General features: G+C 38.6%; 12 protein-coding genes, 4 tRNA genes and 1 pseudogene. 2 read left to right on the forward strand and 15 right to left on the reverse strand.

Features of this window, described 5'->3' with window-relative positions; genetic code table 11:
- The 14 genes and pseudogenes from PK547_01085 to PK547_01150 form a co-directional block, all read right to left on the reverse strand.
- Positions 1 to 300, reverse strand: a 300-nt coding sequence (locus PK547_01085) for a GIY-YIG nuclease family protein (GenBank protein ID HPR91315.1), incomplete at its 3' end; no start/stop codon positions are given.
- A gap of 110 nt (positions 301 to 410) precedes the next feature.
- Positions 411 to 1,319 (reverse strand): permease-like cell division protein FtsX, encoded by a 909-nt coding sequence (locus tag PK547_01090; GenBank protein ID HPR91316.1) that lies wholly within the window; start codon positions 1,317 to 1,319, stop codon positions 411 to 413.
- A gap of 6 nt (positions 1,320 to 1,325) precedes the next feature.
- Entirely contained in the window at positions 1,326 to 2,009 is a 684-nt protein-coding gene (locus PK547_01095) for an ATP-binding cassette domain-containing protein (protein HPR91317.1), read from the reverse strand.
- Between the two features lie 28 nt (positions 2,010 to 2,037).
- Positions 2,038 to 3,069: pseudogene (prfB, locus tag PK547_01100) on the reverse strand (peptide chain release factor 2).
- Between the two features lie 267 nt (positions 3,070 to 3,336).
- Positions 3,337 to 3,407, reverse strand: a tRNA-Trp gene (locus PK547_01105).
- Between the two features lie 78 nt (positions 3,408 to 3,485).
- Positions 3,486 to 3,647, reverse strand: a complete 162-nt coding sequence (gene rpmG / locus PK547_01110) for a 50S ribosomal protein L33 (GenBank protein HPR91318.1) — start codon at positions 3,645 to 3,647, stop codon at positions 3,486 to 3,488.
- 39 nt (positions 3,648 to 3,686) lie between these two features.
- A tRNA-Thr gene (locus tag PK547_01115) sits at positions 3,687 to 3,759 on the reverse strand.
- Between the two features lie 249 nt (positions 3,760 to 4,008).
- Positions 4,009 to 4,092 (reverse strand) — tRNA-Tyr (locus PK547_01120).
- 47 nt (positions 4,093 to 4,139) lie between these two features.
- Positions 4,140 to 4,211: transfer RNA gene (locus PK547_01125), tRNA-Thr, on the reverse strand.
- A 21-nt stretch (positions 4,212 to 4,232) separates the two neighbouring features.
- Entirely contained in the window at positions 4,233 to 4,973 is a 741-nt protein-coding gene (locus PK547_01130) for a hypothetical protein (protein ID HPR91319.1), read from the reverse strand.
- 24 nt (positions 4,974 to 4,997) lie between these two features.
- Positions 4,998 to 5,867 carry a translation elongation factor Ts gene (gene tsf / locus PK547_01135; GenBank protein HPR91320.1) on the reverse strand — a complete coding sequence of 290 codons (870 nt, stop codon included), beginning with the start codon at positions 5,865 to 5,867 and terminating at the stop codon, positions 4,998 to 5,000.
- A gap of 13 nt (positions 5,868 to 5,880) precedes the next feature.
- Positions 5,881 to 6,618 (reverse strand): 30S ribosomal protein S2, encoded by a 738-nt coding sequence (gene rpsB / locus PK547_01140; GenBank protein HPR91321.1) that lies wholly within the window; start codon positions 6,616 to 6,618, stop codon positions 5,881 to 5,883.
- Positions 6,619 to 6,731: 113 nt separating this feature from the next.
- Positions 6,732 to 8,222, reverse strand: a complete 1,491-nt coding sequence (locus PK547_01145; protein ID HPR91322.1) for a hypothetical protein — start codon at positions 8,220 to 8,222, stop codon at positions 6,732 to 6,734.
- Between the two features lie 8 nt (positions 8,223 to 8,230).
- Entirely contained in the window at positions 8,231 to 9,004 is a 774-nt protein-coding gene (locus tag PK547_01150) for a hypothetical protein (protein HPR91323.1), read from the reverse strand.
- Between the two features lie 136 nt (positions 9,005 to 9,140).
- On the opposite strand from PK547_01150, the gene rpmE reads away from it, so the two are divergent.
- Positions 9,141 to 9,413: a 50S ribosomal protein L31 gene (rpmE, locus tag PK547_01155; protein HPR91324.1), complete on the forward strand. Its 273-nt coding sequence runs from the start codon at positions 9,141 to 9,143 to the stop codon at positions 9,411 to 9,413.
- 3 nt (positions 9,414 to 9,416) lie between these two features.
- Entirely contained in the window at positions 9,417 to 10,496 is a 1,080-nt protein-coding gene (gene prfA / locus PK547_01160; protein ID HPR91325.1) for a peptide chain release factor 1, read from the forward strand.
- 56 nt (positions 10,497 to 10,552) lie between these two features.
- Here prfA and ssb read toward each other — a convergent pair.
- Positions 10,553 to 10,987: single-stranded DNA-binding protein (gene ssb, locus PK547_01165; GenBank protein HPR91326.1), on the reverse strand; the 435-nt coding region annotated here is incomplete at its 5' end.

Consider the following 10,987-nt stretch of genomic DNA (forward strand, 5'->3'; position numbering starts at 1 on the left):
CGGACCAAGATACTGGGCTTCAAAGGCCCATGTCCTACCATTAGACGATCCCGCAGCTTTGACAAGAAACTTTTTAAACGCATTTCCGCTATGCCAAGACTTTATTTGTTTTTCTCGTGTACGTGCTTGCTGTAAATTATCAAAACTTTCAAAGTATAGCAATTCCCATGGCTTACCAGCCTTTGTTGATAGAACGTTACCATTGTTATGCCTCAAGAGCCTTTGCTCTGGAAGTAATGTCGTAATACCAGTATAATAACAATTCTTGGTATTTTTTAAAATATAAAGAAATGCCTTCATATTATTTGGCGGGGCAAGTTAGACGATCCCGCAAAGAAACAAAAACTGGAATAAATTTCTTCATTCCAGTTTTCACATTACCATAAAACCTTTTAAAAATCCACTTTCTTTTAACTTTCTAAATACTTATTCATAGCGACAAAGCTAGATGCCAGTCCTATTATCACCCCAAACAAAGTTTGCGCTAAGAAAATCAAACCTAAATGAGTCCAATAATAACCGCCCAAGCTCAAACCGGGTAAGGCTGCTTCAAGTTTGGGAGAAAAGGCAAACACCAAGACACTGGTAACCATTAGAGTAAGAATAGAAGCCGTTACACCATAAATTATACCCTCAAACAGGAAAGGTCCTCTGACAAACCAGTTAGGAGCGCCAACCAGTTTCATTGCCCTAATTTCATCTCTGGCTGTATAGATAGCCAATCGAATAGTATTGAAATTAATCAGTACGGCAATACCGACGAGCAATATACTAACACTGATAGCAGTGATTTTTACTGCTCGATTGAGAACATCCAATTTTTGCACCACCTTTTGGTTTTCTTCATAGTTGACAGTAATCAATCTATCCTTAAATCCGGCTTTAGAAATATAATCCAAAATCGATTGATAGTCTTTATCATTTTTGGCTTTAATGCTCAATGAGGGCGACAGAGGATTCGTCCCTAACACTTCTATAGCTTTGAAAATAGCAGGATTATATTTTTGTTTCTCCTGGAAAAATTTAAGCGCCTCATCTTGAGAAATATATCTTACGCTCTTTACTTGCGAAAGACCTTCTAGTTCTGTCTGCACCTGAAAAATTTCTGACTCGGGAACATCTTTATTAAAATAAATGCTGATATCTACCCTATCTTGCAACATGGTCACCGTGCGATTGATGGAATAAGCGAAGAGGCGTATGCCCGTAAAGGTTAAAACGCTTAAGAATACCACCAAAACAGTGGCTATGGATAACCACCAATTTCGCGTAATACTTTGCCAGCTGGCTTTAAATAATCTTTTAAAACTTAAAAACATGGAAATTTATATAATATATTGACCGTTTAATTCGTCTCTGATAATCTTGCCATTTTCCAAACTGATAACTCTCTTACCAATTTTATTAACCACATCTTTATTGTGAGTCGTAAGGATAATAGCCGTACCCAATTCATTAATTCGTAGAAGTAATTTAACGATATCCCAAGTGTTAATCGGGTCCAAATTTCCTGTTGGTTCATCGGCGATAATGACATCCGGCCCATGAATAAGAGCCCTGGCAATAGCAGCCCGCTGTTTTTCTCCCGCGGAAAGGCACACTGGCAATTGGTCTTTTAGGGCATCCAGCCCAACTAGTTTTAAGACTTCTGTAACGTGGTCCTGAATAATCTCGTCTGGCTGGTTTAATACTTCTAGAGGAAAGGCTACGTTTTCAAACACTGTCCTATCGCTAAAAAGCCTAAAATCTTGGAAGACAGTGCCCACCCTGCGTCTTACCAAAGAAAGTTGCGAACCTTTTAGTTTACTAAGGTCTTGGTCGTCAAAAACAACATGCCCAGAGGATGGCTGCTCATCAGCTATAATTAATTTTAGAAGAGTAGTCTTACCTACCCCAGATTTACCTACTAAAGACACAAACTCCCCAGCCTCAACGCTAAAAGTAATATTATCTAATACTAGATTATTGTTGTAAGCTTTGGAAATGTCTTTGAAATATATAAGAGCCATTTGTGTAGTGCTTATTATATCGCTTTAATTAAAAATTGCCAGTTTTAGCATTATTTGTCACTTCTTTTTCTATAAAAGGGTCCAAATCGCCCTTAAGAACAGCAGTAGCATCTTTCACTTCCAGGTTATAACGATGGTCTTTTACCAGTTGATAAGGGTGTAAAACATAAGACCTGATTTGATGCCCCCACTCTATTTCAGTTTTACTCCCCTTTAAATCTGCTAAAGTTTTAGCATGTTGAGACTCTTGCAAAGAAAATAACCGAGCGCGCAACATCTCCAGAGCCTTTTCTTTATTATTACTCTGTGTACGTTGCCCCTGCGAAACTGCTATTAGCCCTGTAGGTTTATGAGTAATCCTTACCGCGCTTTCCACTTTTTGAACGTTTTGACCACCAGGTCCGGAAGCTCTAAATAAATCTATTTCTAGGTCAGCAGGATTAAGAATCAAATCCTCTGCCTCTAGCACTGGTAAAACTTCTACATAGGCAAAAGACGTATGCCTTAATTTGGCAGCTGAAAAAGGCGAAATGCGCACTAAGCGATGAACCCCTTTTTCTTTTTTCAGTGTCCCAAAAGCATAGACGCCAACTATTTCCAAAGAAATTTGTTTAATCCCCTTGTAATCATTTAAATGCTCGTCAAGAATAGAGATTTTAAAACCCTTGTTTCTTAAATAACTCTCGTACATCTCTTTCAGCATTCTTGCCCAATCTTCGGCATCATTGCCACCTGCTCCGGCATAAATAGATAAAATAGCGTTAGCCTTATCGTAGGGACCATCAAAATATAGCTCTATCTTTTTTTTGTTAATTTTCTCCTCTATACCCTGTAAATCTTTGTTTAAAGCTTCTATCATCTTTGTGTCATTGCTAGCAGCAGCTAAATGATACAACTCTACTGCATCGTTTAATGATTGCTCCCAGCCGGAAAACAAAGCTATCTCTTTTTGCAAGACACTCAAATTAGCTAATTTTTTGTCAGCTAGTCCGTGATCTTCCCAAAAGCCATTTTCTAAACTTTCTTTTTTTAGAATGGCTTCCTTTTTCTTTTTAGCTTCTAAGTCAAAGACGGTCCGCTAAATTTCGGACCTCCTCTCGTAGCGCTTTAATCTGTAATAAAACATCATCCATATTTTATGCAACAAGATACCTCTAGTTTAACAGAAAGGGCGAGATTTTAAAAGGTTAACAGCAAACAAAAAACGCCACTATTGTGGCGCTAATTTCTCACTGGAAGGGCCTGCCCCCACACCTATTAGAAATTCTTGTTTGGAGCAAACAAAAAACGCCACTATTGTGGCGCTAATTTCTAATAGGTGTGAGGGCAGGGGTACCTCGATTCGAACGGGGATCAACGGTTTTGGAGACCGCTATTCTACCATTGAACTATACCCCTAGGGAATTATTAGTTTAAAAACATCCTCCTCTCTGTTTATGACTTCTCGGTCATAAATAGAGAAGAGGATTAGCTTATTTATTTTTTTGCTTCTTTGTGAACAGTATGCATTCTATCTTTAGGACAATATTTTTTTAACTCTAACTTTTTGCCCGCAGGATTTTTTTTGTTGCGATTTGTGTAATAATTAACACTTTTACACTTGGTGCATTGTAATTTTACTATGTTTTCTTTTTTCATATAAATCTATTACTTTTTGCTATTAATACTTTTATTCAGAGCTGAAGGCCAGATTTGAACTGGCGACCTACTCCTTACCATGGAGTTGCTCTACCAACTGAGCTACTTCAGCGAGTATAACTAACATCAAACTAAAAACTAAATTAGCGATTCACCCCTTACCATGGAGTTGCTCTACCTCCGCCGGCTGGCGGATGAGCTACTTCAGCGAATGAAACACTATAACAAACCATTGTAGTTTTTTCAACAACCTGAGCAGCTTCAACATAACATAAATATTCCGTAATATTTTCTATGATTTATTCAATGACTGCAGTTTGGATTGTAGACATTGAACTTTGGACATTTTTCCGGATATGGGTGCACAGAGTAGGATTTGCACCTACGTAGGCCTGAGGCCGACAGATTTACAGTCTGTTGCGTTTGACTACTCCGCCATCTGTGCGAAATATTTATACTAAATTGGAACAACAAACCTCAGCCAGGAAAGTGAGCCGATGGTCAGATTTGGACTGACGACCTACTGTTTACAAAACAGTTGCTCTACCACTGAGCTACATCGGCAATAGTTTACAACATCATAAACTAACTTTCAACCTGGGTCTTAGTTCTCCTTTGATGTATTTTAGGAGAAATGCTTTTTCTTATTGTGCGCTTTTTCTCACGAATCATCGGTTCTTTTTCAGCCAACTTCTTGAAACTCTCTACCAAGCGAGAGTCATTAATAATATCGTCCCAAGATAAATCATTATTCACAGCTTTAAGCAAAATCCCCCTTATTGCGGAGAGGTCTCCGATGTCGGAATACAAATCTATCAATTTCGTAAGCGTTTCGATATCAAACTGATTGTTCAAATGGTTTAAGTAATCACGCTCTAAGGACCAGATACTGGTATCTGTCTGATTTTCTGTTTGAGTTACTTCTTCAGTTACTGTAGTTATGGTAGTTTCGTGTTCATCAACAGACACTGTTTGCTGGGTATTAATCAGAGCAGTAATTCTGCCGTTATCTGCATAGGGAGAAGCCTTATCTTCCTTAAGTTTTCCTATGGAATCTACAAGCTGATTATCAACCCTTAAAACAAAAACTCTCAACCGCCTCAAACCTTTCTCTGTGATACCTTCCAAAACCTCTCGCTTTACTTTCAAATTGGATAACAAGCCAGCTACTTTGGATTTTAAAGCGTCGCCATCACTGACCTCCGAAACAGTTTCTTCGGTTTTGGTATCTAGATTAGCTTTCTCTGTTTTCTGTTTATGACTAAAAAGATAAACAATGCCGCCCAAAGAACATGTGAGAACGAGGGCTAAGATGATATTATACATAACCTATAGCTAACATTATTTTAGTTAGGCTTGCAGCCTATAAAATTTATTGACTTTGATGATGCCGTTTTGGCCAGCTTCTTGTTTCAGCCAAGCACCAATGGTAAGGCTGGGATCTTTAATATAAATCTGATCCATCAAACAAATCTCCTTTTCCCAGTCGTTTAATTTCCCTGTGGCAATTTTATCTAAAATTTCCTGAGGTTTATTGCTTTCAGCTAATTCTTTTAAGATAGCTGCTCTTTTGTCTGACAACATTTCGGTGGGAATGTCTTCCTGACTTATATACATAGGATTCATAGCTGCAATGTGCATCGCCAAATCATGAGCCAAAGATTTAAACGATTCTGTCTTAATTGCTTCTGGCTTATCAGAATCAAGATTTAAAAGCACCCCCACTCTGCCACCGTTATGGATATAGGCTTCAATTAAACCATTAGCAGTTTCGGTATAAGCGCAATTACCAATCTCTATATTTTCGCCAAACTTGGCAATATTAGCTTTTATGGTATCGGCTACAGTAGTAGACTGGTCTTTGATGTACGGGCTTGCAAGTAAGGCTTGAGCATCAATAGTTTCTTGTCCAGTTATTAGTACCTGTTCTACTAAATTTTTTGCCAAAAATCTGAAATCTTCTGACTGGGAAACGAAACTAGTATTAGAGCGTAGTTCTAAAATAGCTCCCTTTTTGGCATCACTGGACAGCAAAGCTTCTATATCCCCAGCTTCAGTAGTCCTACCGCTCTTTTTATCAGCCTTTAACAGTCCTTCTCGTCTAATTACCTCTAGAGCTTTATCAAAGTCACCTTCGGCTTCTTCTAAGGCTTTTTTGCAATCCATCACTGAGGCTTGCGTTGCCTCCCTTAATTTGGATACATCCGCTGCGCTGATCATAATATATAAGCTTTTATTTATTTGACTTTACCGCTTTCACCCCCGTAAGCCCTTTCTCTAACTCTTTGAAAATATACTCAATAGAACTTCTAGCGCTATCATTAGCTACTATAGGATACTCAACTAGCTCGGGATTATCATCGTTATCTAGGATAGAAATGACTGGTATCTTCATAATCCTAGCCTCACACAAGGCTGTCATATGAATCTTGGGGTCCACAATAAGAATAGCTGCTGGTAATTTGGTTAGATTTTTTAAACCAAAAAACTTGCTCTTTAATGATTGTAATTTCTTTTCTAGCTTTAATTGTTCCTTCTTGGTATATTTGGCCACTTCCCCGCTCTTGAATTTCTCTTCCAGGTCAAGATAATAATTAATTCTATCTTTGATAGTTTTAAAATTAGTCAGTGTACCACCTAGCCAACGCTCAGTAACATAGGGCATGTCATATTTAGTAGCGAACTGTTCCACGGCCCCTTTAGAACTGGCCAAAGTGCCAACTACTAAAATTTGTTCTCCTTGGGCATAAAGGCTCTTAATGAAATCGCTAGCTTTGGCTAAAGATTCTATAACTTTGTTAAGATCCAAAATAGCGAAACTGTGCTTGGAAACTAAAACATATGGCAAAGCCTTGGGGTGATTGGTCGTTTTATTGTGACCATAAAACAAACCAGCTTCCATCATATCTTTGATGGCAGTTTTATTTTCTATACTAGGCTTAAAAATTTCTATCGGTAAATCCTGAATCATAATTGATACAAAAAAACTTTAAATGCGCTTTAAAACAGCGTTTTATAACTCTTATAAAATAACATAAAAGACTGGTTAAAGCAAGAATTATGGCTTAGAGACAGCTAGTGAGCTTAATTTTTTTGGCAATCACTGGATTGAGGCTTTTGTCCATTAGCGTCTAGAGCGTAATCATTACATTCATTGACGCCACAAGTGTTAAAACTATAACAACCATAAGTGGGCTTGGATTGTCCACAGCCATAAAAAGCCTTACATTCTGCATGAGGATTTGTCTCTCCGCTCTTGTCGCAACCGGTACTAAATCTATTAGCCAAAGTATTGTCGCCACTATTACAGCTTAAACATTCAATACGAGTGCCATCGCTCAATTGCAATTCATTGGCTACACTTGTATTTAAATGAATGGTTTTGGGCTTACCAGCCGCTAGCTCTATATGTCCATTGGTAGCCATTAGACTAGTCACGAGTGATGCATCCTGGGCCCCGGTCCCCCAGTATAAATAGCTAGCCTGCAATTGATTATCAGTATTGCTAGTCAAAGTGATATCACAACCACCACTTACACACTTCTTTTCATTGCTAACCTGAGCCACTTTAATGCCAGAGCCAGTATTAGTATTGACAGGCATTACTCCCAAATTAGGAGTTGGGTAATATTTTGAGACTAAAGCGCTCAAAGCTGTACTACTTCCCAAATTATTAAAAAGCTGTGGGTCATCGCACAATCTTACGTTACAACTCAGCACCCCCAAACATTCTGGACCAAATTGAGCTGGTTCGCAAACCGTTTCTAAAACTCCATTATTATCAGTATCACGACATCCGCAATGGGGCACATTACAAATCTTGGCGCAATCGCTAGCGGTGCCCCCTTTTGTACTACAAGCTGCCAAACATTTCTTGAGTAAAACAGCTGTAGAGTCAGAAAAACTCTGGCTGTCAGTGACAAAAACATCTATAGGAGTAATAAATGTTTGATTACCTTGGCTATCGGTTACGTTGAAACCGTCTTGAGATTGATTAGTCTGGATAGAGTTGTAGTCAGAAACAAAAATACCGTCATCTTGGACAAGAGAATTTTTTAATGCCGCGCAATCAATGTTGCTAGAGCGACTAACCAAATTACCATGACTATACCAAGATTGCACCCCTGCTCTTAAGGCATCTCTTTTAGCTTTTAAAGCAGCAAATTTATTTCCAGCTGCAGTTCCCACCGTAGCCCCATTTAGCTGTTCCAATTCTTTATTCAATTCAGCAACCTGATCTTCTAGGGCATCTTTCGTATATAATTCTGCTCGTCCTTCAACTGTAGAAGCCTGATTACTTCCAGTATTTGCCATAACAATATCTATCATTTGTTCTCCCGTTTTGTCTGGTCCACCGCACTGACAATACGCGCTGCTTAAAGCCTTATCTACAGCTGCGGTAATAGCCGTTGCGTAAGCTTTTTGATCTTCGGTTGAAAGACATTTTAAATATTGAGTTGTTAAGGCTTGCTTAGTGCCCTCTTGAAAACTATTAATGTTACTGGCAGCCCAGACAACTTTAACGCTTAAAAAACATATGCCAAAAACCAAAAAATATTTAATCAATTTTTTCATTTTAAGTATTAATGGTTAATAGTTAAAAAAGCTTTGTCAAAAGGCAAAAAGGCATCATGATAGTTAAGGAAATCTGCCACCGGCACATTTACCCCCTGGCTAGCCTCGGGAGGAATATATAATTTCATACTCATACCGCCCTCGAAAGGTTCTTTAAAGGCGATGGCAAAAAAGGGCATATGCTCAGTATCAAGAACCTTGGAACAAAAGGATGCTTGATTAGTAGAAAAAGCTCGTTCTATATTTCCCTCGGGAGCTACTAAAAAATTAGCTTCGCTTAAACCGGGAAAGGTTGCCTCACCGCATATGGATACGTAACCGGTCGGTTTCTTTAATTTAAAAATTTTTCCGTTTCCTCCAACACTGCCAGAGTTCATAATCGCATTCATAATCTTGGGATTATTAGCTACCTCTGCGTCCATTTCCATGGTCAAAGGCTTTCCCGTATTAAAATAATCAGCCAAATTAATCACTCTTACAATTAAATCGCCAGCTTTTATAGTTTTTAAGTCATCAGAATCAAAGGTATTAATTAAAGTAGCCTGCCCCCAAAGATTGATTTTACAATAAGGATGATCAATCACAATCGGCGTTAATTGCTTGCCCGAGGAAATATTTAAAGTTGCGCCTGAAAATTTTTGGCAGGAAGCTATCCCTCTTAAAGCCCTGACTTTAAAAGAAAAAAACAAATTATTTAGCCCAACTACCACAGCAACTAGTAATAAGACTCCTCCCAAAATAATACTAGTTTTTCTTATTATGTTTTTGGAAAAAATTTTCATACTAGTAACATTTATTAAATAATATGACCTCTTCTAATTATATATAAAAAGAGTCTTTCTCACAAGCATAACCTGGAATATCCTTGCCCTAAATCACAAAATAGTGTATAATAGGCGAGTTAATTAAAGTAATCTCATGCAAAAAGATATCCATCCCAAATACTACCCTAAAGCCGAAGTTACCTGCTCCTGCGGTAATAAGTTTACAGTCGGATCAACGCTTCCCAAACTTAATGTGGAAATTTGTTCCCAGTGCCACCCCTTTTACACTGGCGAAGAAAGATTGGTAGATACCGCCGGTCGAGTTAAGAAATTCCAAAGGAGGGCAGCCGCAAGCGCAGAGCTAAAAGCCAAAAAAGTGGTCAAAAAAACCAGAGTAAAAAAACAAACTGCTAGCAAAAGAATTTAATTTATGGATTTTAGCGAGCTCAAAAAAGAAAAAGAAGAGCTTCTTAGAAAACTCAGCGACCCTGAGTTTTTTAAAAATGCTCCCGAAATGAAAGCTTCTGCTAAACGCCTAGCGGCTATAGACACATATTTACCGATATTGGAGAAAAGCGAACAACTTCGTTCTGCTATTGACCAAGATGAAGCCTTAATAGCCAAAAATGAAGACGAGGAATTAACCCAAATAGCTAAAGAAGAAATTGCTACCTACCAAGCAGAACTAACCTCATTGCAACAAAAGATAGATGATTGGGAAAACCAGAAGGAAGGCGAATTGGAAACCAAAGGTGTTATTTTGGAAATTAGGGCCGGTGTCGGCGGTGACGAAGCGGCTATTTTTGCTTCCGACCTTTTAAAAATGTACAATCATTATGCTGAACGCCAGAACTGGCCGACTTCACTCCTAGATTCCAGTACCAATGAAATTGGCGGTATTAAAGAAGCTATTTTTGAAATTAAAGATAGTGAGGCTTATTCTCTTTTAAAATATGAGGGTGGTGTGCATAGGGTTCAACGCGTCCCTGAGACAGAAAAGAATGGACGCATACACACTTCAACGGCTTCCGTGGCTATCCTGCCAAAAATAGCCATAATTCCCATTGAAGTTAGACCAGAAGATATTGAAGAAACTTTTTACAGGTCATCGGGCGCTGGTGGTCAAAACGTTCAAAAAGTGGAAAGCGCGGTAAGGATTACTCATAAACCTACAGGGCTAGTGGTAAGTTGCCAAAGCGAGCGTTTTCAAAGACAAAACAGAGACAAAGCCATGGAAATGCTCAAAATTAAGCTTTGGCAAGACCAACAAGAGAAAATGACCGCTAATCTAACTGCCGAAAGAAAAGCGCAGATAGGCACAGCCGACCGCAGCGAAAAAATAAGAACTTATAACATTCCTCAGGATCGTATTACCGATCACCGCATTAAACAGTCTTGGCATAACGTTAATAGAATTTTGAGTGGCGAATTAGATGAAATTATTCTAGCTCTAAAAGAAAATATGCCTAAATATTTCAAAGGCGAAATTACTGGCGAAGACGAAGAATAAAAAACGACCCATTTAGGTCGTTTTTATGTTTATCCAATAACTTATAGACAGAGCTTTTAGAAAGGAATATTCTCCAAGAAATCATCTTCGCTATCTTTATCCACCAAATCCTCCTCGCCACCCTGCGGCACATCGTCTACAGAAACTGTAGCTAATTCTTCTTTTGACCCTCCATCCCCCACCCGGCTTCCTCCTACTGCCAGTTTAGGACCAAATTGAATATCTTCCACAATGACTTCTATACGGCTTCTTTTTTCTCCGGCAGGGCTAGTCCAAGAAGTAGTTTTTAACCTTCCCTCTACAAAAACCATCTTACCCTTGGTTAGATATTGGGCCAAGATTTCTGCCCTCTTGCCCCATAAAACCAAATTATGGAATTCCGTCTCTGTTTGTTTTTGACCGGCTTTATTCGTATAAGTCCTATTGGTAGCCAAACCAAAACTAACGACGGGATTACCACTCGGTAAGGTTTTGAGTTCAGCATCACGAGT

Source organism: Candidatus Paceibacterota bacterium, assembly GCA_035404205.1.
Classification (GTDB): domain Bacteria; phylum Patescibacteriota; class Minisyncoccia; order UBA6257; family JAVHQB01; genus JAVHQB01.

What these genes read in the sequence shown, in the direction of transcription:
- PK547_01145 (HPR91322.1), bottom strand. Translation starts at nt 8,222, where the DNA reads ATGAAAAAATTGATTAAATATTTTTTGGTTTTTGGCATATGTTTTTTA.
- PK547_01095 (HPR91317.1), bottom strand. Translation starts at nt 2,009, where the DNA reads ATGGCTCTTATATATTTCAAAGACATTTCCAAAGCTTACAACAATAAT.
- rpmE (HPR91324.1), top strand. Translation starts at nt 9,141, where the DNA reads ATGCAAAAAGATATCCATCCCAAATACTACCCTAAAGCCGAAGTTACC.
- tsf (HPR91320.1), bottom strand. Translation starts at nt 5,867, where the DNA reads ATGATCAGCGCAGCGGATGTATCCAAATTAAGGGAGGCAACGCAAGCC.
- prfA (HPR91325.1), top strand. Translation starts at nt 9,417, where the DNA reads ATGGATTTTAGCGAGCTCAAAAAAGAAAAAGAAGAGCTTCTTAGAAAA.
- PK547_01130 (HPR91319.1), bottom strand. Translation starts at nt 4,973, where the DNA reads ATGTATAATATCATCTTAGCCCTCGTTCTCACATGTTCTTTGGGCGGC.
- rpsB (HPR91321.1), bottom strand. Translation starts at nt 6,618, where the DNA reads ATGATTCAGGATTTACCGATAGAAATTTTTAAGCCTAGTATAGAAAAT.
- PK547_01090 (HPR91316.1), bottom strand. Translation starts at nt 1,319, where the DNA reads ATGTTTTTAAGTTTTAAAAGATTATTTAAAGCCAGCTGGCAAAGTATT.
- PK547_01150 (HPR91323.1), bottom strand. Translation starts at nt 9,004, where the DNA reads ATGAAAATTTTTTCCAAAAACATAATAAGAAAAACTAGTATTATTTTG.
- rpmG (HPR91318.1), bottom strand. Translation starts at nt 3,647, where the DNA reads ATGAAAAAAGAAAACATAGTAAAATTACAATGCACCAAGTGTAAAAGT.